Raw genomic sequence first — 20,124 nt, forward strand, 5'->3', positions numbered from 1 at the left:
CCTGGCCCGTCGGCACGTCGTCCTGGCCGCCATGGCGCCGGCGGCCCGCATGTCCGCCCGCCCTGGCATGTTGTTGGAGCTCGGCCCTGCTGTCCGGGGGTCCGTGTCATCGAGTTGTCGGCGCCTCGGAAGGATCCGTGCCCGACAGTGCCGGTCCGTCCCTTGGCGCCCCTTAGAAGATGCGATGACGCTACGGATAGCCGACTAATTGATGCTTCACTGTTGCTGTTACTGAGCAACCTGATACGTTGACGAAACTGATTGGGAGGCGCCAGGAGCGTGCTCGATACCAAGCAGGCAGTCAAGAAGTTCTCATTTCTGGAGGTCCCGCGATGTCCGACACCACTTCGACCGAGGTCTCAACCACCTCGTCCGACCACCGCATGCGCACCGACTCCCGCACCGACCGCGTCCGCGAGATCCTCATCGTGGTGGCCAATCCCACCGTGAGCAGCAACAACAACTGGCCGGTCGGCTTCTGGGGCGCCGAACTGACGCACCCGTACTACGAGCTGACCGAAGCCGGTTTCCGGGTCACCATCGCCTCCCCGCAGGGTGGGAGGGTCGAGATGGATGCCCTGTCCGACCCCCGGGACCCGTCCCGCTGGTCCGCGGAGGACCTGATCACCATGGGTTTCCTCAACACTCCCGAACTCACGGCTCTGCTCGAGGAAACCCCTTCGCTCGACGCCCTGGACCTGTCCCGGTTCGAGGCCGTGCTGATCGCGGGCGGACAGTCACCCATGTTCACCTTCCGCGACAACAAGTCGCTCCACCGCACCATCCGCGCCTTCTGGGACGCGGAGAAGATGGTGGCCGCCTACTGCCATGGCGTCGCCGCCCTGGTCGACTGCGACTTGGAAGACGGCAGCGCGCTCGTCGCCGGACGCACCGTGACTGGCTACTCGAACGTGGAAGAGGACTACATCGACCGCGCCGCCGGCGTTCAGATCACGCCCTGGCGCGTTGAGGACGCCCTGCGCGAGCGAGGTGCGAACTACATCGGCGCCGGCCTGTTCAAGGCTTTTGCCGTCCGAGACGGGCGCTTGATCACCGGCCAGCAGCAGTACTCCAGCCGCAAGGTCGCCCAGGCCGTCATAGCGGCGATCGGCGTCTGACCGCAGAACCAAGGCGGCACCCAGTGACCGCTGCGGTCATCGGAACCGGATTCATCGGCGGCACGCTCGGCCGGGCCTACGCCCGGGGTCCCGCAGACCGTGGGTCGAACTCGTCACCCGGCTGAGCAGCGCCCCCTTCATCAGCATCTCCTCCATCCGCAGGCGCTCTGGGCCGAACTCACCGACTGCATCGCGGCCGGCCGTGAACTGCTCGGCGACGACGGCGACGCCTACAAGAAGGCCATCACCGCGCGCTGCCCCGCCTACAAGGGCGCGGCGCTCATCGGCGTCGCCAACGCCTGCATGTTCGACCCCAGGGCTGAACCTTTTCCAAGGCCGGTTGTAGCACCGCAGAACGACGCGGCGGGGCGAGACCTCGCCAAGTACGCCGGCGCTTCGACACCCCCCGGCTCGGCTCCGGCGGGGGCAGGGCTGCCCGGGGCCGTCCGTATCACCGGGCTTGTTCACGCAGTGGGCACTGGGCATCGTGCAGGTCACCGGCCTGGTGTGCGAGGGTTTCGGGATGCTCGGGCTGATCACGGGCGGATGTCTTCGGCGAAGACAGTCGAACAGCGAGAGACGCCTCGGTTCGTCAGGACCAGCAGAACCCTCGCCAACGCGGTCGCCCACTTCTGGCTGGCGCGGCCCCTGCCGAGGACGCGCCAATCCTTCAGGTGGACAGAGCCGTGCTCGACCGGCGGCCACACGGCGGCAAAAACCCAGTTGGGCCCAGCCTGACGATGTGTCAGGGAGCGGTTTCGGGCGGCCCCTGGAGCCGGTGATCACTGCCGGGTCGGCATGGGGTTTGCTGTCGTTGAGTCCGACGGATCCCATCGCAGGAGCGGCGCAGCCGTCGGCGCGGCAGAACCCGTCAGCGTCTGCCGACAAGCCCGACGATCTTCACCCGTGGGCACCGGCCGACGCCAACGAGAACATTCCGCCCGCCCCATACGTCAGATCCTGCGGACCTTGTCAGAGGACTCTGGCCAGGTTGGCGAGCGCGGAGCGGTAGTCGGGGCCGACCGGACTGAGGACGGCGGTCGTGACGCCTGACTCGAAGAGGTCCTGTACGCGGGCACGGACCTGGCTGGGGGTGCCCGCCAGGACCAGCCGCTCCGCCCACTCCTCGGGCATCCCCCGAGCGAAGTCCCGCGCGCTCTTGCTGGTGCGACGCAGTGCGGCGAGCTCGTCATGGAAGCCGAGGGGGACGATGTGGGGGGCCCAGTCGGGATCGCCCAGGGGTTGCAGGGCGGGCCGTGCCGCCAAGAGGGCGGCGTGCGGGTCGTCGTCGACGACGGTGATGTTGTAGGCGGCGAGCCGGTGCGGGCGCTGCGGGTTGATGCTGGTGAGGGCTTGGCGGACGTACTCGGGCGATACGGGCTCGGCGAGCAGGGTTCCGTCGGCCACTTCACCGGCGAGGGCGAGCGACTTGGAGCCGCGAACGCCGGCGAAGATGTCTGGGACATGCTCGGGCAGCACCGACGGGTCCAGGCGTAGTCCGTCGAGCCGGATGTAACGGCCGTCCGTGTCTGCCGTCCGGCCTGCTAGCAGCGTCTTGAGCGTGTGGATGTACTCGCCCAGCAGCGTCAGTGGGCTGGCGGGCCAGGATCCGACGCTGCGCATCCAGTCGGGCATGCCGTGACCGACTGCGAGGTCGAGGCGGCCGGGGTGGAGCTGGGCGAGAGTGGCCGCTTCCATCGCGGCGAAGGCGACGTTGCGGGCCCCGGCGGGCAGAAGTCCGACTCCGACGCGGATCCGGCGGGTGCGGGCCAGCACGGTGGCGGCCTGGACAAGCCCGCCGCGGTAGCCGAGGTCTTCGACGACCCACAGTTCGTCGAAGCCGTAGGCGTCTGCTTCCTGCGCGAAGGCGATGAGGTCGGCCTGGGCGATGTCGCGGGGGAGGAGGACGCCGATCGTGCCGGACGTTTCCTGCGGGCTCATGAACGGTCTCCTTGCTGGTGTTCTGCGGAATCTGTGCTGGGCTGCCGGCGCTGGGGTGTGTCCACCGCGGCGGCGGTGCCGTCCCGGGTGCCGTCGGCGGTGCGGTCATGGGTGTCGGCGGCGGGAGCGATGAGGATGGCGGATGCGACGAACACCAGAACCGCCACCATGGCAGAGCGCAGCCCGTAGTGGTCGCCCAGGAACCCGAGGGCGGGCGGCCCCACGAGGAAGGCGACGTAGCCGATGATGGCGACCAGCGAGACGCGGGCGGTCTGGTCGGGGCCCGAGTCACCCGCCGCGGACAGGGCCACCGGGAAACCGAGGGAGGACCCAAGTCCCCAGAAGAGTACGGCTGTTGCCGCTACTCCAGCGTTGTCGGAGAAGATGACCAGGAGCAGTCCGGCGGCGCCGGAGACGGCGCTCGCGCGCACGACAGCGGCCCGTCCGAAACGACCGAGGAAGAACCCGCCGCTGAAGCGTCCCAGAGTCATCGCCGCCGCGAACCCCACATAGACGAGCGAGCCCATCGCGGCGTCAAGGCCGTGGCCGTCGACCATGAGCAGCGGCAGCCAGTCGTTGGCGGCGCCCTCGGCCAGCGCCATGGCCAGCACGATGGCGCCGATCAGCAGCAGCTTCCGGTCCTTCCACACCTGCGGCTTGGATCGTCGCGCCGGACCCGGGCCCGGCCCCGGCATCGACGGTGCGGCGCTGATGCCGGTACCGGCGGGAACAGCACGCAGGGCGTGGACCAGCATCCCTGTGGCGACCAGGGCGATCACGGTCAGATGCCAGTGGGCGGGTACTGCGGCGGCGATGGCCGCCATTCCGGCCGAACCCCCGATGACCGTGCCCAGGCTGAAGCAGCCGTGCAGCGTGGGCAGCACCGCGGTCCCGGTGATGCGCTCCACGTCGGCGCCGTCCACGTTGATCGCTACTTCGCCCCCGCCCATGCCCGCGCCGAACAGGCACAGTCCCGCGGTGACCAGGGGCGCCGACGGCACGGCGCTGCCCAGACCGATGACGACCGTGCCCGCGATGATCAGGGCAGTCCCGAGTGCGATGACCGGCCGGGTGCCGAACCGGGACACGAAACGGCCGGAGCACAGGATGCCGATCATGGAACCGATGGACAGACCGAACAGGACCAGACCCATCTGCCCGGTGGACAGGCCCAGTTGATCGCGGACATCCGGGGTGCGCGTGACCCAGGACGACATGGCGATGCCTGGAAGAAAGAACAAGAGGAACAAAGCTCGACGGCGTCGGCGTACGGCGCGGTCTGTCAAGGGGGAGCTCCGCTGAGTTCGGAAGACGGTCCGGAAGGCTCTATGCCGGATCGCTTGCCGAGTGTCTGCACATTCGGCAAGCGATCGACAAGAGGAGGCAGACGGGCGGTGACCGTGTCTCGGCGGAGACGCGATCAGCGGTCGAGGAAGACGTTCACCTGCTTGCCGAACTTCACGGCGTGCTGGAAGAGGAAGCCGTGGCCTGAGTTCGGGTAGATGCTGAGCTGGGCGTTGGGGAGGTACTTGGCCAGCAGGTGGGAGTTCTTGGGGGGCATCAGGATGTCGCTGTCCCCGTCGGCGACCAGGGTGGGCTGGAAGAGGGCGTTGAGCCGCACCAGCTTGGACTTGTCGGGGATGCCCCACTCGGACATCGCGGTGAGCTGCGCGTCGCGGGTCGCGAGGCTCGCGGGGGCGTCGTGGTCGGTGGTGCGCTGGCCGAGGCGCTGCAGGAACTCGGTTCCCGCGGCCTGGCTGGATGCGGTGTTCTTGAAGAACAGGAAGAGGAAGTCGGCAGGGCCGGGGTTGTCCGCCAGCGCGCTCGCCAGCACCTTGGGGTCGGACGCCCTCTGGTCGACCCCGCCCTGCGGGCCGGTGCCGGCCAGGACGACGCGACGGACCTGCCAGGGACGGCGCAGGGCGACCTCCTGAGCCACCTGGCCGCCCAGGGAGAAGCCGAACAGGTCGTAGCGGGGCAGCTTGAGGGCGTCGATGAAGTCGATGGCGTCCAGGCTCATCTGCTGGATGGTGCTGGGCGTAGTGCCGGTGGAGCCGCCGACGCCGACGTTGTCCACGAGGATGACCTCGCGCTTGGCGGCGATGGTGTCGATGAGCTTGGGGTCCCAGTTGTCGAGGGTGCCGCGGTAGTGCTGGAGGAAGACCAGGGGAACGCTGCCGGGGCTGGTGTTGCCGAAGCGGCGGTACTGGTAGGTGATGCCATTGGCGGCCTTGACGCGCAGGTTGGGGGCGGTGGCGGCGCTCTGGGTGTTCTGCGTCTGAGTGACCGCATGACGGGCGACGCTCGAGCTGTCGTTCACCGCGGTTGCCACACTCGGCGCGGCGCCGGCGACAGCGGCGACGACCGACATGGTGGCCATCGCCACTGCGGTGCGTCGGGAGATACGGGTACGTAGCTTCGTTGTGGGCATGCCAATTCCTTGGATCGGGGTCGGAGGTCTTCTCCGGCAGGGGGCGGGATGCCGGTCGTAAGCGGCGGTCGCGCAGATGTCTGCATCCGTCGATGCGGCACGCGATCTCTTATTGGTGTCACTAAAGTATCAATTATTTCTAGAGTTGCAACACTAGAGCATCAATTAACGAGATACTCGTAGCGTTCACGTATCCTCTACAAGGGACCGGGTAGCGAACCAGACAGGAGACAGACATGGGCCGAGCACTGCGGGCAGATGCCGAGCGCAGTGTGCGCGCGATTCTGGAGGCGGCCGAGCGGGTCTTCGCCCAGGATGCCGGCGCCTCCATGGAGCAGGTCGCCGAGGCGGCGGGGCTGACCAGGATCACCGTTCACCGCCGGTTCGCGAACCGGCAGGCGCTGCTGGAGGCGCTCGCTGTCTCCGCGAAGCAGCAGCTCGTCGACGCCATCGAGGAAGCCCGGCCGGACGCCGCTCCCGCACTCGTGGCGCTGCACCGGGTGACGGCGAACGTCCTGCGGGTCAAGAGCACCTGGCGCTTCACCCTCAGCCACGCCACGGCTCACACCCCCGCCGCAGCCGCCCTCTGGGACGAGATCAACGCACACACCGTCGAACTCCTGAACCGGGCACAGCGCGAGGGGCTGCTCGCCCCGGACGCCGACCTGGACTGGACGCGACAGGTGTACTACGCCCTCCTCAGCGAAGCCATCAACAGGCCCGGAGCCGAGCAGGACCCTGCCGCACAGGACCCGGACGCACTGGCCACGCTCGTCATCGACACCCTCCTGCACGGCGCGGGGCCACGCGGCTGAGTCGCAGCGGCTCGACGTAACGCGGAATCCAGAGAGTCCTTTCCTGTTCCGGTGAACATGGGACTCATGGACCGTCTGCTGCACCTTGACCGCACGCTCGACGAGCTGGACCCGCCCCGGTGGGCGCCTCCTGCCGCTGACGCGACCCACTTGGTGCGCACAGTGCATGAGTTGCGGCGGGTGCCCCTGGGTGAACTCAGTGCGGCGGATCTGCGCACTCTCCTGTCACAGCAGGTGGCATCGCCCTACGTCCTTCCACTCGCCGCGCGCTTGCTGATCGAGGAGCCGCTGCTCGACGCATGCTTCTACGAGGGGGACCTGCTCCTCGCTGCCGTCAATGCCCCTGCTTCGGCCTGGGCCTTGCTGCTGGAGCTCGGCGCGCGGCTGCGGGCCGTGATCACGACATTGCCGGAGGCGATGGTCGCCGACCTGCCCCGCGGTGCCGCCGAGGATCTCGCCCGCTTCGTCGCACGGCCCGAGACGGAGTTCTGCTCTGACAGCTGACCGAGGCGCCACACGTCACCCGGTGCCAAACGCTGCGGTCAGCCGGGACATGATGCCGTTTCGGCCCTCGTGGCACGACGTGGTCCGCCTTCATGCAGGCCCCGCTACAGGGGCTTCCGTGAGACGGCAAGGCTCAGCCGGGATACGGGGCTTCTGCGCGACCTGGTGAGGCTGGCTCGTGGCCGAGACCCGCCGGGGGAGGTGCGGATGAGGGGCAGGGGCTACGTCATGCAGGACGGAGACGTGGTGGAGTTCCGCTTCAGTGTATGAACTCCACCATGTCGCTGACCTGGGGAAATGCGATTCGATATAAGTGGTTGGTGACGCGGGGTTGAATTCAGCCCGGTGGCGACCATTCGCTGCGGTCTTCCGTGACGGTCTCGAAAACGAGGCCGACACGGAACACGGCGGACCGTGCCGCTACATCAGAGTCGTTGACGACTTCGCGGATCGACTCGCGTGGCTCGTCGGTCAGTCGGGTGTCTCGCCCGAGTCGGCGGGCTGGGAGTCGTTGGCAGGCGCGGACCGCTCGGCGTCGTCGTTGGTCGCGGCCCAGCTGGCCAGCAGGTTGAGGGCGTCCTGCGAGGGTGAGTGGGGCTCGGCGGTGTAGGTGAGGAGGAACTGGCTGGGGCCGTCGGGGAGTGGGAAGGTTTCGAAGGGCAGGTCGAGGTCGCCGACGACCGGGTGGTGGAGGAGCTTCACGCCGGTGGTGTGCATGCGGACGTTGTGGGCGGCCCAGCGGCGACGGAATTCCTCGCTGCGGGTGGACAGTTCCCCGATCAGGTCCGTCAGCCGCCGATCGTAGAGATCGCGGCCGGCCTCGGCGCGCAGCATGGCGACCGTGTCGCCCGCGACTTCGTCCCAGTGACGGAAGAACTCGCTCGCGTGCGGGCTGAGGAAGACGAACCGGGCGTTGTTCGGCGGCCGTACCGGGTCGGCGTAGACGGGGGAGAACAGGGCGCGCCCCAGGTGGTTGGCGGCCAGTATGTCCCCGCGTCCGCTGAGCACGAACGCGGGTGTGCCGGCCATCGAGTCCAACACGCGCTGCACCGCGGGCCGCACACGCTGCTGGGCCGGTCGGCGGCGTGGCGGACGGGTCGTGCCGGCGCCGCGCAGAAGGTCGAGCAGGTGGATTCGTTCGGCTTCGTCGAGCTGCAGTGCCTGTGCGATGCCCTCGATGACACTCTCGGAGACTCCGGTGGCATTGCCGCGCTCCAGCCGGGTGTAGTACTCGCTGGAGATGCCTGCCAGCAGGGCGACCTCCTCACGGCGCAGCCCGGTGACCCGTCGGCGCTCTCCGCCGTACAGGGGCAGTCCGGCCTGTTCAGGGGTGACCCTGGCCCGTCGCGTGCCGAGGAATTCCCGGATCTCCGCGCGGAAATCATCGCGGATGTCGCGGTTGGTGCCGTTGGGGTCGTTTCTGCCTGCCATGCGTTTCACTCTACGAGCGCATCCGCCGGGTTGGGGGTCCCTGTCAGTGACCCCCTCATCAGGGACTCCCACACTCCCGTGACAACCGGTTCTGTTGGTGGTGCACCGCCCACGACGGTGTGAACGGCCCGGATACGGCGGCGCTCGTGCCGCCGGGCGGGCCGCACGCCCCCGCACACACCGGGTGCCCGACCACGGCGCCCCGACAAGAGCCAGGACCCCCATGAGCAAGGTCATTTTCGTCACCGGTGCCGGACGCGGTCTGGGCACGGACATCGTCCGCGAGGCCCTCGCCGCCGGCCACCAGGTCGTCGCCACCGGCCGCCGCCCCGAGGAGGTCGATAAGACCCTCGGCGGGCCGCAGGACAACCTGCTGGTCACAACGCTGGACGTCACCAGCATCGAGGACGCCGAGGCCGCCGCGCAGGCCGCCGTCGACCGCTTCGGCCGCATCGACGTACTGATCAACAACGCCGGGAACCTCTTCACCGGCTATTTCGAGGAGATCTCGCCCTCGCAGATGCGCCGGCAGTTCGAGACGAACCTCTTCGGCCCGATGAACGTCACCCGCGCCGTCCTGCCGATCCTGCGCAAGCAGCGCGCCGGCCACGTCATCACCATCACCTCGACGGCCGGACTGGTCGGCATGGAGTTCACCTCCGCCTATGCCGCCTCCAAGTTCGCGGAAGAGGGCTGGATGGAGTCCCTGCGCTACGACGTCGAGCCGTACAACATCCACACCACGGTCGTGGAGCCTGGCTACTTCCGCACCGAACTCCTTGTGGACGGCTCCACTACCTGGCCCGAGCTGTCGATCGACGACTACGCCCCGCGGACCGCTCCGAGGATCGAGGGCATGAAGAGCATGAACGGCCGGCAGCCCGGCGACCCCGCCAAGCTCGCCCGCGCCCTGCTGGCCATCGTCGACCAGGACAAGCCGCTGCAGCGTTTCGTTGCCGGTGCGGACGCCATCGAGGCCGCCCAGGCCAAGGCAAAGGAGCTCCTCGCCCAGGCCGAGGCGTCCCGCGAGCTGGGCGGCAGCCTGGCCTACGAGGACGCCCACGCCTGAGCCATACGCCCGCCCGGCACCCGGGCCGAGGCGGAGGACCGCTACCGGGTGCATTTTCGACAGCATGGAGAGAGGCGACATGCCACTCAAAGGCGAGTACGAGCCGAGCAAGGCGCAGTTCGTACGTGACCATGTGGAGTTGTACGAGAGCTCCGGTGGTACGCAAGGAACGACGCTGGGCGTCCTGGTCACACGTGAAGAAGACGAGAAGCTCCGGGACGTGCCCGTCGTCATCCTGACGACCCTGGGCGCGAAGAGCGGCAAGATTCGCAAGTCCCCGGTCATTCGGGTGGAGCACGACGGCTCCTACGCCGTGGTCGCCTCCGCGGGAGGGGCCCCCAAGCACCCGGTCTGGTACCTCAACGCGGTGGCCGACCCCCGAGTCGAGCTTCAGGACGGCCCGGTGCGCCAAGACATGCTGGCACGCGAGGTGAGCGGGGACGAGAAGGCGCTGTGGTGGGCCCGAGCCGTCGAGGCGTTCCCGACCTACGCCGAGTACCAGAAGGACACGGACCGTGAGATTCCGGTCCTCGTTCTGGAGCCGGCGGCCCAGGAGCACTGACGCGGCGCAGCGGGCTCCGCCCGCGGATCCCCCGCCGCCAGTCCTTGGCAACACCGGCGTCAGACCCCTCCTGACAGCGGCCGGCTCGAATCCCCCACGGACGGCCCGGGCCGCCTGGAGGAAGCGCATTACCGGCGACCACGGTCTTGATGTCGTCGGCGCCGGCCTGCGACGAACCCCACAGCTGGGCAGGACGCCCCGCACCCCCGGCCGAGCCGGAAGCCGCTTCCGGGTGGACCTTCGGCAGCTGACCCGCTAGTGCCCCGGCAGGCAACGTTTGCCCGTCAAGGAGCGGCGTCGTGGGGGTCCCTCCCGCTCGAGCGAAGCCGAGAGTGGGGGAGCGTGCTCTCGGCGTGCCGGCCGGAAGCCCTCGTACTGGATGTACTTGGGTTTTCGGCCGGTGCGGCGAGAGGGCGTGCCGGGTGTCGCGACGGGGCGAACGTTGCCTGTCGGGGCACTAGCCGGGCAACGGCAGCCGTGCCAGCAGCGCGCGGACCACCCGAGCACAGTCCGCCAGCTGGTTGCGCACCTCACTGATCATGACCACCGACCGGCCTGACGGCCGTCACGACTAGGAGTACCTGATGAAGCACGTGACACTGGGCGGGCTCGATGTCTCCCGCATCGGCCTGGGAGCCATGACCATGGCCGGCATGTACACCACGGGCGGAGGGCTCGACGACGCCGAGTCGATCCGCACCATCCACCGGGCGCTGGAGCTTGGGGTCACTCACATCGACACCGCCGAGATCTACGGCCCCTTCCACAGCGAGGAAATCGTCGGTAAGGCCATCAGGGGCCGCCGCGATGACGTCGTCGTGGCGACCAAATTCGGTCTCGTCTCCCACGCCGGCGACGGTCCCGGCGTGATCGACAGCAGCGCCGGCAACGTGAAGGCCGCGGTCGAGGGCTCGCTCCTGCGGCTCGGCACCGACCACATCGACCTCTACTACCAGCACCGCGTCGACCCGAACACGCCCATCGAGGAGACCGTCGGCGCGCTGGCGGAGCTGGTCGCCGAGGGCAAGGTGCGCCACATCGGCCTCTCGGAAGCCGGTCCTGAGACGATCCGCCGGGCACACGCCGTGCATCCGGTGGCCGCGTTGCAGACCGAATACTCGCTGTGGACCCGTGACGTCGAGGCCGAGATCCTCCCGCTGCTGCGCGAGCTCGGCATCGGGTTCGTTCCCTACTCGCCGCTCGGCCACGGCCTGCTGACCGGGCAGATCCGCACCGTCGACGACTTCGCCGACGACGACTGGCGCAAGACCAACCCGCGCTTCATCGGCGAGAACTTCCAGCGCAACCTGCGCATCGTCGACGAAGTCCGGGCCATCGGCGCCGAGATCGGCGCCACCCCGGCACAGACCGCGCTGGCGTGGCTGCTGACCCGCGGCGACGACATCGCCCCGATCCCCGGAACCCGGCGGGTCTCGCGCGTCGAGGAGAACACCGCCGCTGACGGCATCGAACTCAGCGCCGCTCAGCTGGACCGCCTCAACAACCTCACGCCGGCCGCGGGCGAGCGTCACGACGAGGCGAACATGGCCACCATCGACCGGTGATCACGCCTCGGTGAATCCCCGACCCGTCACACCCATCAACGCATCCGTCACCCATATCCCTGATCACTGAAGAGGTTCCTGATCATGTCCAAGGTTCTCCTTGTCGTAGGTCACCCCGACCTGTCCCAGTCGAAGGCCAACAGGGCCCTGGTGGACGCCGTCCGCGAGCTGGCCCATGTCACCGTGCACGACCTCTACGCCGCCTACCCCGACTTCCAGATCGACGCCGACGCCGAGCAGGCGCTGCTGGCCGAGCACGATGTGATCGTCTTCCAGCACCCGGTGTACTGGTACAACACCACTCCTCTGTTCAAGCAGTGGCAGGACAAGGTCTTCACCCTTGGCTGGGCCTTCACCATGGACGGCTCGCCCTCACAGCTGGCCGGCAAGAAGGCCGTCGTCTCCGTCACCGCCGGCGTCCCCGCCGACCACTACACCCCCGACGGCTCGAACCAGGCCACCATCGAGACCCTCCTCAGCAACTGGCACGCGACCCTGCGGCTGTGCCAGTTCGACATCCAGCCGATGGTCAAGCTGTACGGCACCGCCTTCGGCCTCTCCGACCAGGACCTGACCACCGCTGCCAAGCAGTACAACGAACTGCTCGCCTCCTTCGCTGCCTGACCGCACTCTCACGCACTCGCTGGTGCGGCTGGTGTTTCGGGTGTCTGTCAATGCGGGTCACGAGCAGGCGAGGAGACAGGCCATCCTCTCGTCTTGCGGCAGCAGTTGGTCACCGGTCCGGATGAAGCCTTCCGGAAATGATCGGGCGATGCTTTTGTGCCGGTACTGGTGGGAAGGTTGCGCAGCGCCGTCCCGGGCGGGGGTCTGACTCATGAGATCTTTGACCGAAGTGTCCAGTCACGGGCTTGTCGACTGTCGTTGCGGGATGGTGTCTGCTGTCACCGAGCCACATGGCGTGTCCCAATGGGGGCCTTGTTGACGATCAGGCGCCATCACGCTTCAGACCGCCCGACCAGGCAGGTGTCGGCCGCCCCGAAACACCACAACGCGGGAGGCGGATGACCGTGACGACCAGACAGCGCAGCACCTTGTCCACCAAACCTGACCTACCCGTTCGAGGCGAGGTCGTCCTGGGCGTGGACACGCACGGCGAGGTCCATGTCGCCGCCGTTGTCTGCCCGCTGGGGCAGGTGCTGGGCACCAACCTTTCCGGCCACGGCGGCCGGGTACCGCCGGCTGCTCGGCTGGGCCGCCAAGCTGGGGGCGGTGCGCCGGGCCGGTGTGGAGGGCACCGGCCCCTTCGGAGCGGGCCTGCCCCGCTACCTGCTGGCTCAGCACGTCCAGGTGTACGAAGTGAACCGGCCCGACCGCACAGCCCGCCGTCTGCTCGGGAAGTCGGACCCACTCGACGCGCAGGCTGCTGCGCGGGCCGTGCTCAGCGGTCGCGCCCAAGCCCGGGCAAAGACCGGAGACGGTCCGGTGCACAGCGCCCGGATGTTCAAACTCGCCAAAACTCCGCGGTCAAGGCCCGTACCCAGGCGATCAACCAGCTCAAAGCCGTCCTGGTCATCGCCGACCCCGCTCTGCGGGAACGATTGTCCCGCCTGGGCAACCGCGAGCTGTTCTGCACTTGCGCACGCCTCGGCCTACGCGACGGCGGGCGACGAGATTGGGGTCATCGAACGCGGCGGAGACCGCCGCCGGGGTGTGGGAAACTTGCATCTCGGAAGTGCCTTGCTGATTGTGCGTGCTGGAAGCCTCAAGAACTCCCATCATCGCAGGTCACAAGGCACTTCTTCGTTCCTGCAAGGTAGGTGATCCCGTGCTTTGTGGGGGTGAGGTCAGCGACGAGCTGTGGGTGGTGATCGAGCCGCTGTTGCCGAAGCGTGAACGGCGGTTCCGGTATCCGGGGTGCAAGTGGATCGATGACCGCAAGACGCTGCAGGGTGTGCTGTTCAAGAAACCAGCCATGCAGGGCGAACACGTTGCATCTGTTGCGCGGTTGTACGCCCGCCTTGATGCTCGGGCCAGATGGGTGCGCCCACCCCGAGGCGCGAAGCGGGCGCTCGCTCTGTCAGCCGGCTTTCCTCTGCTCCCGCAGGTCATGAACGCTGGCCGTCAGCGTGCCGTCGGCCTGCTCGTAGTGGGACAGTGCGACCCCCATACCGAAGAAAGTGGGGGCCCATTCGCCGACGAAGATTCCCAACCGGTCGGCGCGGGCGAGGCCAGTACCGGGCCCGGCGTTCAGGCTGCTCACCCAGGTGGCGACGGACAGGCCGATGGAGGCGATGCCGGCGGTGTAGGCGTGTTCGCTCCGTATGCCCATGTCGTGGAGTCTCTTGATGACCACGGTGGTACTCCATCCGACGTAGTGGTGTATTTCTGGGTGGAGTACCCGAAATCGGACTTGTTATGCGGCTCTGCCCCGGCGGCAATAAGTGCCTTGCGCAGTCAGCTGCCGCAGCAGACGCGGCCCGTCGCGGTCGGGGTGGCTGCTGCAGCAGGGCGTCACATGGAGGTCCACCGCCATGGGTTCCGCGAGGTCGGATCAGGAGCGGATCGGTGAGGGCAGTCAGTGATTGAGGACCAGGTCATCCTGGTCACCGACGAAACCGATAGGTCCGGTAGCTGGGCGGTGCAACAGCGAACTCGGCAACCGAACCTGTCCCTCAGTGTTTGGACAGGGCCGTAGTACGACCGCTATGACCGCCAGTGACTGACTAAATAGAGCTGCAAAACCAGGAGTTCTCAGGCGCCGAGCTGTGTCGCAGCCGCATCCAGGCCAGTGGCGATCTCCCTAGGATCGCGCTGGGACCGTGCCGAGTCCCTAAGCAGGGACGCGGGCGTGCCGGAGCGGTGCTCCGGCCTGATGGAGGCTGTTGAGGGCCTGCCGGTAGGAGGTGATCAGCCCGGTCTCCACGTAGTCCAGACCCAGTTCCTCGCAGTAGCGCCGGACGATGGTCCGGGCCTTGCGCAGGTTGGGGCTGGGCATGCTGGGGAACAGGTGATGCTCGATCTGGTGGTTCAGCCCGCCCAGTGCGATGTCGGTGAACCGGCCGCCGCGCACGTTGCGTGAGGTGAGCACCTGGCGGCGGAGGAAGTCCGGACGGTCTTCTCCCGTCAGGATCGGCATGCCCTTGTGGTTGGGCGCAAAGAGGGAGCCGAGGTAGACGCCGAACAGGCACTGGTGGACGGCGAGAAAGGCGATCGCCATGCCGGGCGGCAGCAGCCGGAGCAGGACGGTCAGATAGACCGCGAAGTGCGCGAACAGCAGGGCGCCGTCGAGCGTTCGGTGCTTGAGCGAGCGATTGGCCAGCGCCTTCACGCTCGACACGTGCAGGTTGAAGCCCTCCAGTGTGAGGAGCGGAAAGAACAGGAACGCCTGCCAGCGGCCGATCAGGCGGGGGAGCCCCTTGGCGGCCCGGGCCTGATCCTGGGACCAGACCAGCAGGTTGGGGTCGAGGTCGGGATCGAGTTCCTCATGGTTGGGGTTGGCGTGGTGGCGGGTGTGCTTGTCCTGCCACCACCCGTAGCCCATCCCGATACCGGCACCGGCGATCCGCCCGGACGTTTCGCTGGCCCGGCGTCGGCGGAACACTTGGCGGTGGGCCGCGTCATGGGCGAGCAGGGCGACCTGGCCGAAGACAATGGCCAGGAAGACGGCGACCGCCAGGGTCCACCAACTGTCGCCGATGAGCGCGACGGCCGCCCACCCGCCGACGTAGAGCCCCGCCACCGCTGTGATCCGCAGCGCGTAGTAGCCGGGGCGGCGCCCCAGCAGACCGGCATCGGCGATCTTTCTCGACAGTCGGGCGAAGTCGCTGCCGGACCCCTCTGAGGGCGGGGGCCGGAGGGTGGTGTTCGTGGTCATGATGGTGAAAACCTCTCCGAAGGAGGCAGATGGCTCGGCGCCGCTTCGGGGGCTGCTGAGACCGGGCCGCAGGCAGGAATGCGCTTTCGCCAGTGCGGGATGCGCATCGCGCGACCGCGGAGAAAGGAAGACGCCTGCTCCATCTGCCAGCGGCAGCGCAGGCCCTCTGTATGCATGCGAGTTCCCCGACGGGCAGGTCTCACACCGTGACAGGACGGGGCTGGAGCGGTCCGCGCTTTCATGGCAGCACCGAACCCGGCCGGTGAAGCGGGTCCGTCTGATCGCTGAGGGGCGCTCAGCGCGGTGACCGGCAAGGTCCGCACGGGTCGTCGAGACCGACGGTACCGACGAGGACACCGACCGGCGCACCTGAAGAGTCTCCGAACCGGCGGTGTGGGGTGAGTGAACCGGAGTTGCGGTAACTTCGTAGTCGAGGACACCGCCGTCTCGGGCACCAGCGGACACTCGCGGTGGGGCCGATGAGCATCGTCGCCTGCGCGGAACATCCGCTCTTCGCCCCGGGCGGAGAAGTGCTGGGCAGCATAAATGCGATAGGCGGGAGACCCCACGCCGAACTTGCCTCCCTGACCGGCGGGGTGAGCAACGAGATCAACCTCGGCACTTAGCTGAGCCCCCAGAACATCCTCTCCAGAGCCCAGGATGCCCTGGAAACCTCCAGTGCAGTGGCCCGCAGTCTCCAGGACAGCCTGCCACCCCCGGTGCTGGCGAAAGCGCCGGGGCTGGAGACGGCAGCGTCGCATCTGCCCGCTGCCGGCGGCACCATCGGGGGAACATTCATTTCGATCAACGTGTTCCGGGCGTACTGATATTCACGAGTACCCTCCTCCAAGCCCTGCAGCCGGTCGAGGAATAGCCTTGACAGTGCCCGCGCGTCCTTGGGGGCGACCTTGCTCCCGTCCTCGATCCATGGCAGGCCACGCATGAACTCAGGCGTTTCCGTGCTGAGCCAACCGGATGCTCTGCAGGCGTACATGTAAGAAGTCACGGCCTGACCTTCGGCCGGCCCTACACGGGCGAGCGGGCCAGCTGGCCGGCCCGGCCTATCAATTCCAGCTGAGTGATGTATTCCTAGGCCATCACCGCCAGTGGCGTCGCCGCGGCGACCGGCTCGAATATGGGGTGAGTGGCCGTTTACCGCTGACGCTTTTCGTCCTCGTCAGGCTGGTCGGCTTCGATCTTTTCTTTGCGAACCTTGCCCGTGACGGTTTCCTCTTCGGTGCGCTCGTCGGTGGTGAGGCGGACCCTCTCGACCGGCTCTGCCTCGGTCTGCGTCACTGGGCGCTCGGCGTGCAGGGTCACTTCGTGCTCGGCTTCGCTGATGTCCGGGCCGGCCGTGGCAGCGTCGCGGTTGGCGTCGGTGATCGGTTCGCGTTCGATGCGGACTTCTTCATGGCGAACGGGGACGGTCTGCTGGACCTCTTCGGTGACGACGTACTTGCGCAGGCGAGCCCGGCCGACCTCGCGGCGTTCGACGCCGACGTGCATCTGCTCCTCGGAGCGGGTCATCGCGTCATCTGTGGTTCCGGCCTCACGGCCGGTGCCGGGCTGGCGCTGGGTGGCCTGCTGCTGCCAGGCGGCGTCCCAGTCGATGCCGTAGTGCTCGTACAGGCGGTGTTCTTCCTCTTCGGACAAGTGCCCGCCGGCATCGACGTCGACGTTGGGGGCGTCTTTGACCGTGTCCTTGGTGTACGGGACTTCCAGGTGATCCTCGACCAGGCTGGCGTCGGAGATCGGTATGAAGGACTCGCTGGTGCCGAACATGCCGGTCTTGACGCTGACCCATTCCGGCTGCGTGGTCGCATCATCGAGGAAAACGTGCTTCGCGTCGCCGATCTTGTTGCCGTCCGTGTCGTAGACCGGGTGGTCCAGCACCGTCGGGATCTGCTCTCGGGTGATCATCGTGATCCCCTTTCTACTGACCTCCCAACCGACTAACCGAGCGACATGTCATGAAACACATTAATTGTGTCGATATGTCGTTAATGTCCGAATTGATGCTTTTCGGGTGGATACTCGTGCGGGATGGTACGGACATTGAAACGGCACGGAAGACAGGGCGGGCACGCCGCAGCCGGCCGGAAGGCCGAGGCTGTGCGGGCACCGGAGGCCGGGCCCGACGAGAAGGTGGAGCAGCAGGCACCGGACAGTCCCACGGATCTGCCCAAGCGCTCCTGGAGGGCGGTGCTGAGAGGCACTTTGAAGGAGTTCAAGAAGGATGAGCTGGCCGACCGGGCTGCGGCGCTGACCTACTACGGGATTCTGGCGCTGTTCCCGGCACTGCTGGCGCTGATCTCGTTGCTTGGGGTCGTCGGCCAGTCGGCGACGCAGCAGGTGCTGGACAACATCCAGAATCTCGCCCCGGGGGCGGCGCAGGACGTACTCCGCAACGCGGTGCAGCAGATGCAGGGCAACGCGGGGGTCGGCTCGGTCATGGCGATCGTGGGTCTGGTGCTCGCGGTGTGGTCGGCTTCCGGCTATGTCGCCGCGTTCATCAGGAGCGCGAATGCGGTCTACGACGTCCCTGAGGGCCGCCCGGTGTGGAAGGTGCTGCCGGTCCGCGTCGGCGTGACGGTGGTCCTGATGGTCATGGCGGTGATCAGTGCGCTGATCGTCGTGTTCACTGGTGGTCTGGCCCGGCAGGTGGGCACCGCGCTGGGTGTCGGCGACACGGCGCTGACGGTGTGGTCGATCGCGAAGTGGCCGGTGCTGGTGATCCTGGTGACGATCATGATTGCGATCCTGTACTGGGCGACACCGAACGCGAGGGTCCGCGGCTTCCGTTGGATCACGCCGGGCAGCTTTCTGGCGCTGGTGATTTGGATGATCGCCTCGGCCGGGTTCGCACTGTACGTGGCGAACTTCGCCTCGTACAACAAGACCTACGGCACGCTCGCCGGTGTAATCATTTTCCTGGTGTGGCTGTGGATCACGAATCTGGCGATCCTGCTCGGCCTGGAGTTCGATGCGGAGATGGTTCGCCAGCGTGCTGTCGCAGGCGGTCACCCGCCCGAGGAGGAGCCGTACGTACAACCGCGCGACACTCAGAAGTGGGACGAGGAGGACCGCCGCCGTCTTGAATCCTGAGGTGGCCGCAGCGCCGTGCGGGCCCCATCCCAGGGCTCTGCGGGTCCAGGTGCTGTCCACCGCGGTCGCCAACAGCTGTGCCGGCGGCGCCGCCCACCGCGGCACGGGTCACAGCGGAACGGCATGCATGGCGGCGCGGGCCAACCGCGCCCCTGCCCCTGATCGCCGTTGCGGCCTTGTTGCTGATCCGGAGTGTGCTGAGGCGTCAACAGTAGAGATGGCGAGGCTGAGGTGGGGGCGGGTGTGTTCGGGCCAGGCGGTGGGCGCGGTGTGGCCTGCGCCGCGGGCAGGCTGGAGAAATGGGACCGGATCAGGCCGGCGCGTTGAGCTGCCGTTGTCGCCTGGCCGGCTAGGCCGCGGTTTCTGTGATGAGGACGGCGGCGGTGACCGGGCCCGGGGCGTCCGTGGTGGCCGCGTCGGCTACGGCGTCCCGGACGGCGCGGGCGACTTCCAGTGGGTGGTGTCCGGGGGCGACCGCGAGGTGGACCTCGATGTGGCGGCCGGGTGGATCGTCATGGTCCTCCACCTTGACCGGGCGGCTTCCCAGTACGGCCGTGAGGCGGGCGACGCCCGGAACACCCGTCGCGACGTCCGCCAGCTCCCCGACGAGCCCCCGCATGGGTCTTGTTCCGGTCACCGGGGGTGAGCTTCGCGCGGCTGCAGCTTCCGGCGTGGGCCTCATGGCCCTCGCCGCGGTCCGCGGCTTCCGGCCTGTCTCCGGGCCCTCATGGAGATCCGTGACGCGCAGGTCCGCTGTCACGGTGGCCAGGCCGAGCCGTTCAGCGGCCGCGTTGAGCAGTGCGCTCCTCAACTGTTCGGCGGTCTCCGGCAGTGGCTGCCCGAGGGGTGCTGTGAAGGCGGCTTCGATCCTGAGTGGGCCGGGCGGTAGCGCGCTGACCGGCGGACGGACGGCCGACTCGGACACGGGTTCGAGCGGCGCCGATCCGATGCGTAGAGACTCCAGTCGAACACCGGGAATCTCGGCGGCAGCGCGCCCGAGGGTCCGGACGGCCGCTTGCTCGGTGATCCATGTCCCGTCGTCGGGCCCGCCCAGCGGGAGCAGCCGGCCCAGGTCGAGCTGGTGCCGCACTGCCTCTGTCAACGCCTCGGTCACCGGCCTCTCACCCTCCTTCTTCAAAGGCCACGGTCCTCTTCCTGTACCGCGCACGGATCGTCCGCGAAGCTCCGGGCGGGGACGCTCGGGTCGCTTGTTGGATCACCCGCGGATCACTCGCCTCGCCTCACAGTCCGCCCATCGGGCAAAACTGCTAATGCGAATATAATCTTACAAAAGGTGCACATTGGGCTCCTTGAAGGAGGAATGCCCTGATGACTGAGAACACCGTCGTCAGGCGTGGTGTTGCGCCCGGCTCTCGCGGCCGGACGAGCGTCGCCGATGTGGTGGTGGAGAAGATCGCCGGAATGGCGGCACAGGACGTGCTGGGCGTCTATGCCCTGGGCAGCGGGTTCGCCCGCTCGATGGGATCCATGCGGGAGCGGATGCCTGGCGCCGGTAGTGGCAAGTCCGTCACACGCGGGGTCAGTGTCGAGGTCGGAGAGCTGCAGGCGGCCATCGATCTGGAGCTCGTCGTCGACTACGGCGTCTCGATCACGGACGTGGCCGGTGCGGTGCGGGAGAACGTGATCTCCGCAGTGGAGCGGATGGCGGGTCGGGAGGTCGTGGAAGTCAACATCATGGTCAGCGATGTGAAGCTGCCCGACGAGGAGGACGAAGGGGAGGAGCGGCA

General features: G+C 67.8%; 19 protein-coding genes and 1 pseudogene. 10 read left to right on the forward strand and 10 right to left on the reverse strand.

Annotation, left to right across the window (positions count from 1 at the left end; all coding sequences use genetic code 11):
* The first annotated feature begins 332 nt into the window (after positions 1-332).
* Positions 333-1,118 carry a type 1 glutamine amidotransferase domain-containing protein gene (locus ACFYWX_RS44510; protein ID WP_389431113.1) on the forward strand — a complete coding sequence of 262 codons (786 nt, stop codon included), beginning with the start codon at positions 333-335 and terminating at the stop codon, positions 1,116-1,118.
* A gap of 972 nt (positions 1,119-2,090) precedes the next feature.
* On the opposite strand, the gene ACFYWX_RS44515 is transcribed toward ACFYWX_RS44510, so the two are convergent.
* From ACFYWX_RS44515 to ACFYWX_RS44525, 3 genes are all read right to left on the reverse strand, one after another.
* Positions 2,091-3,059, reverse strand: a complete 969-nt coding sequence (locus tag ACFYWX_RS44515) for an LLM class flavin-dependent oxidoreductase (protein ID WP_389431114.1) — start codon at positions 3,057-3,059, stop codon at positions 2,091-2,093.
* Positions 3,056-4,345 (reverse strand): MFS transporter, encoded by a 1,290-nt coding sequence (locus tag ACFYWX_RS44520; protein WP_389431115.1) that lies wholly within the window; start codon positions 4,343-4,345, stop codon positions 3,056-3,058. The genes ACFYWX_RS44515 and ACFYWX_RS44520 overlap by 4 nt, the downstream gene beginning before the upstream one ends.
* Before the next feature lie 134 nt (positions 4,346-4,479).
* A complete protein-coding gene (locus tag ACFYWX_RS44525; protein WP_389431116.1) occupies positions 4,480-5,490 on the reverse strand; it encodes an alpha/beta fold hydrolase in 1,011 nt (336 codons plus the stop codon).
* A 236-nt stretch (positions 5,491-5,726) separates the two neighbouring features.
* On the opposite strand from ACFYWX_RS44525, the gene ACFYWX_RS44530 reads away from it, so the two are divergent.
* The gene (locus ACFYWX_RS44530) at positions 5,727-6,305 is read left to right on the forward strand and encodes a TetR/AcrR family transcriptional regulator (RefSeq protein ID WP_389431117.1); all 579 of its coding nucleotides are present in this window, start codon (positions 5,727-5,729) and stop codon (positions 6,303-6,305) included.
* 66 nt (positions 6,306-6,371) lie between these two features.
* Complete coding sequence (locus ACFYWX_RS44535) at positions 6,372-6,809, forward strand: contact-dependent growth inhibition system immunity protein (RefSeq protein WP_389431118.1); 438 nt, start codon at positions 6,372-6,374, stop codon at positions 6,807-6,809.
* 471 nt (positions 6,810-7,280) lie between these two features.
* Here ACFYWX_RS44535 and ACFYWX_RS44540 read toward each other — a convergent pair whose 3' ends face one another.
* Complete coding sequence (locus tag ACFYWX_RS44540; protein WP_389431119.1) at positions 7,281-8,240, reverse strand: helix-turn-helix domain-containing protein; 960 nt, start codon at positions 8,238-8,240, stop codon at positions 7,281-7,283.
* Between the two features lie 223 nt (positions 8,241-8,463).
* On the opposite strand from ACFYWX_RS44540, the gene ACFYWX_RS44545 reads away from it, so the two are divergent.
* The 4 genes from ACFYWX_RS44545 (at position 8,464) to ACFYWX_RS44560 (ending at position 12,060) form a co-directional block, all read left to right on the forward strand.
* Positions 8,464-9,309, forward strand: coding sequence for an SDR family oxidoreductase (locus ACFYWX_RS44545; protein ID WP_389431121.1), 846 nt, complete (start codon positions 8,464-8,466; stop codon positions 9,307-9,309).
* Between the two features lie 79 nt (positions 9,310-9,388).
* Positions 9,389-9,871, forward strand: coding sequence for a nitroreductase family deazaflavin-dependent oxidoreductase (locus tag ACFYWX_RS44550; protein WP_389431122.1), 483 nt, complete (start codon positions 9,389-9,391; stop codon positions 9,869-9,871).
* A 584-nt stretch (positions 9,872-10,455) separates the two neighbouring features.
* The gene (locus ACFYWX_RS44555; RefSeq protein ID WP_389431123.1) at positions 10,456-11,436 is read left to right on the forward strand and encodes an aldo/keto reductase; all 981 of its coding nucleotides are present in this window, start codon (positions 10,456-10,458) and stop codon (positions 11,434-11,436) included.
* A gap of 84 nt (positions 11,437-11,520) precedes the next feature.
* Positions 11,521-12,060 carry an NAD(P)H-dependent oxidoreductase gene (locus ACFYWX_RS44560; protein ID WP_389431124.1) on the forward strand — a complete coding sequence of 180 codons (540 nt, stop codon included), beginning with the start codon at positions 11,521-11,523 and terminating at the stop codon, positions 12,058-12,060.
* Positions 12,061-12,506: 446 nt separating this feature from the next.
* Here ACFYWX_RS44560 and ACFYWX_RS44565 read toward each other — a convergent pair whose 3' ends face one another.
* Positions 12,507-12,692 (reverse strand): hypothetical protein, encoded by a 186-nt coding sequence (locus tag ACFYWX_RS44565; protein ID WP_389431138.1) that lies wholly within the window; start codon positions 12,690-12,692, stop codon positions 12,507-12,509.
* Here ACFYWX_RS44565 and ACFYWX_RS44570 point away from each other — a divergent pair.
* Positions 12,637-13,218 carry a hypothetical protein gene (locus tag ACFYWX_RS44570; protein ID WP_389431136.1) on the forward strand — a complete coding sequence of 194 codons (582 nt, stop codon included), beginning with the start codon at positions 12,637-12,639 and terminating at the stop codon, positions 13,216-13,218. The genes ACFYWX_RS44565 and ACFYWX_RS44570 overlap by 56 nt on opposite strands.
* Before the next feature lie 256 nt (positions 13,219-13,474).
* Here ACFYWX_RS44570 and ACFYWX_RS44575 read toward each other — a convergent pair whose 3' ends face one another.
* The 4 genes and pseudogenes from ACFYWX_RS44575 to ACFYWX_RS44590 all read right to left on the reverse strand — a co-directional run bounded on the left by ACFYWX_RS44575 (position 13,475) and on the right by ACFYWX_RS44590 (position 17,191).
* Positions 13,475-13,750, reverse strand: a complete 276-nt coding sequence (locus ACFYWX_RS44575; protein ID WP_389431125.1) for a hypothetical protein — start codon at positions 13,748-13,750, stop codon at positions 13,475-13,477.
* Positions 13,751-14,227: 477 nt separating this feature from the next.
* Entirely contained in the window at positions 14,228-15,271 is a 1,044-nt protein-coding gene (locus ACFYWX_RS44580; RefSeq protein ID WP_389431126.1) for a fatty acid desaturase family protein, read from the reverse strand.
* A gap of 760 nt (positions 15,272-16,031) precedes the next feature.
* Positions 16,032-16,265: pseudogene (locus tag ACFYWX_RS44585) on the reverse strand (hypothetical protein); the annotation flags it as partial.
* 158 nt (positions 16,266-16,423) lie between these two features.
* Entirely contained in the window at positions 16,424-17,191 is a 768-nt protein-coding gene (locus ACFYWX_RS44590) for a DUF2382 domain-containing protein (protein WP_389431128.1), read from the reverse strand.
* Between the two features lie 123 nt (positions 17,192-17,314).
* On the opposite strand from ACFYWX_RS44590, the gene ACFYWX_RS44595 reads away from it, so the two are divergent.
* On the forward strand, positions 17,315-18,376 hold the full coding sequence (locus ACFYWX_RS44595; protein WP_389431129.1) for a YihY/virulence factor BrkB family protein: 1,062 nt from the start codon (positions 17,315-17,317) through the stop codon (positions 18,374-18,376).
* A 349-nt stretch (positions 18,377-18,725) separates the two neighbouring features.
* On the opposite strand, the gene ACFYWX_RS44600 is transcribed toward ACFYWX_RS44595, so the two are convergent.
* Positions 18,726-19,490: a hypothetical protein gene (locus ACFYWX_RS44600; protein ID WP_389431131.1), complete on the reverse strand. Its 765-nt coding sequence runs from the start codon at positions 19,488-19,490 to the stop codon at positions 18,726-18,728.
* A gap of 215 nt (positions 19,491-19,705) precedes the next feature.
* On the opposite strand from ACFYWX_RS44600, the gene ACFYWX_RS44605 reads away from it, so the two are divergent.
* Positions 19,706-20,124 (forward strand): Asp23/Gls24 family envelope stress response protein (locus tag ACFYWX_RS44605; RefSeq protein WP_389431132.1); only part of this gene is annotated, 419 nt, incomplete at its 3' end.

Origin of the sequence: Streptomyces sp. NPDC002888, from assembly GCF_042888465.1 — a bacterium.
Taxonomy (GTDB): domain Bacteria; phylum Actinomycetota; class Actinomycetes; order Streptomycetales; family Streptomycetaceae; genus Streptomyces.

What these genes read in the sequence shown, in the direction of transcription:
- ACFYWX_RS44510 (WP_389431113.1), top strand. Translation starts at nt 333, where the DNA reads ATGTCCGACACCACTTCGACCGAGGTCTCAACCACCTCGTCCGACCAC.
- ACFYWX_RS44515 (WP_389431114.1), bottom strand. Translation starts at nt 3,059, where the DNA reads ATGAGCCCGCAGGAAACGTCCGGCACGATCGGCGTCCTCCTCCCCCGC.
- ACFYWX_RS44525 (WP_389431116.1), bottom strand. Translation starts at nt 5,490, where the DNA reads ATGCCCACAACGAAGCTACGTACCCGTATCTCCCGACGCACCGCAGTG.
- ACFYWX_RS44530 (WP_389431117.1), top strand. Translation starts at nt 5,727, where the DNA reads ATGGGCCGAGCACTGCGGGCAGATGCCGAGCGCAGTGTGCGCGCGATT.
- ACFYWX_RS44535 (WP_389431118.1), top strand. Translation starts at nt 6,372, where the DNA reads ATGGACCGTCTGCTGCACCTTGACCGCACGCTCGACGAGCTGGACCCG.
- ACFYWX_RS44540 (WP_389431119.1), bottom strand. Translation starts at nt 8,240, where the DNA reads ATGGCAGGCAGAAACGACCCCAACGGCACCAACCGCGACATCCGCGAT.
- ACFYWX_RS44545 (WP_389431121.1), top strand. Translation starts at nt 8,464, where the DNA reads ATGAGCAAGGTCATTTTCGTCACCGGTGCCGGACGCGGTCTGGGCACG.
- ACFYWX_RS44550 (WP_389431122.1), top strand. Translation starts at nt 9,389, where the DNA reads ATGCCACTCAAAGGCGAGTACGAGCCGAGCAAGGCGCAGTTCGTACGT.
- ACFYWX_RS44555 (WP_389431123.1), top strand. Translation starts at nt 10,456, where the DNA reads ATGAAGCACGTGACACTGGGCGGGCTCGATGTCTCCCGCATCGGCCTG.
- ACFYWX_RS44560 (WP_389431124.1), top strand. Translation starts at nt 11,521, where the DNA reads ATGTCCAAGGTTCTCCTTGTCGTAGGTCACCCCGACCTGTCCCAGTCG.
- ACFYWX_RS44580 (WP_389431126.1), bottom strand. Translation starts at nt 15,271, where the DNA reads ATGACCACGAACACCACCCTCCGGCCCCCGCCCTCAGAGGGGTCCGGC.
- ACFYWX_RS44590 (WP_389431128.1), bottom strand. Translation starts at nt 17,191, where the DNA reads ATGATCACCCGAGAGCAGATCCCGACGGTGCTGGACCACCCGGTCTAC.
- ACFYWX_RS44595 (WP_389431129.1), top strand. Translation starts at nt 17,315, where the DNA reads ATGGTACGGACATTGAAACGGCACGGAAGACAGGGCGGGCACGCCGCA.